This is a genomic window from Amycolatopsis tucumanensis, from assembly GCF_021654135.1.
Taxonomy (GTDB): Bacteria; Actinomycetota; Actinomycetes; order Mycobacteriales; family Pseudonocardiaceae; genus Amycolatopsis_E; species Amycolatopsis_E tucumanensis.
The window spans coordinates 1-849 of the sequence record NZ_JAKGSD010000141.1; the positions used below are offsets into that span (position 1 = coordinate 1).

Consider the following 849-nt stretch of genomic DNA (forward strand, 5'->3'; position numbering starts at 1 on the left):
GCGTCTCGAAGCTCAGCTGGCCCTTCCACATGGTGCCGATCCAGTTGAAGAACTTCACGCCGGTCGGCACCGCGATCAGGAAGGTCATGAAGGAGAAGAACGGCAGCAGTACGGCGCCGGTGGCGTACATGTGGTGCGCCCACACCGCGACCGACAGGGCCGCGATGCCCAGCGTCGCGAAGACCAGGCCCTTGTAGCCGAAGATCGGCTTGCGCGAGAACACCGGGATGATCTCGGAGACGATGCCGAAGAACGGTAGTGCGAGGATGTAGACCTCGGGGTGGCCGAAGAACCAGAACAGGTGCTGCCACAGAATCACGCCGCCGTTGGCCGGGTCGAACACGTGCGCACCCAGCAGGCGATCGGCCGCCAGCCCGGCCAGCGCCGCGGTGAGGATCGGGAAGGCGATCAGCACCAGGATGCTGGTGACCAGGATGTTCCAGGTGAAGATCGGCATCCGGAACATCGTCATGCCGGGCGCGCGCAGGCAGACGATCGTGGTGACCATGTTGACCGCGCCGAGGATGGTGCCCAGGCCGGAGACCATCAATCCCATGATCCACAGGTCGGCGCCGATGCCCGGCGAGTTGATCGCGTTCGACAGCGGGGTGTAGGCGAACCAGCCGAAGTCGGCGGCGCCACCCGGGGTCAGGAAGCCGGACACGACCATCAGGCTGCCGAACAGGTACAGCCAGTAGGAGAAGGCGTTCAACCGCGGGAACGCCACGTCGGGTGAACCGATCTGGAGCGGCAGGATGAAGTTGGCGAAGCCGAACACGCTGGGTGTGGCGTAGAGCAGCAGCATGATCGTGCCGTGCATGGTGAACAGCTGGTTGTACTGCTCCTGCG

At 64.5% G+C, this 849-nt stretch carries 1 protein-coding gene; it reads right to left on the reverse strand.

Annotation, left to right across the window (positions count from 1 at the left end):
• Positions 1 to 849 (reverse strand): cbb3-type cytochrome c oxidase subunit I (locus L2C96_RS44195; RefSeq protein WP_237340330.1); only part of this gene is annotated, 849 nt, incomplete at both ends.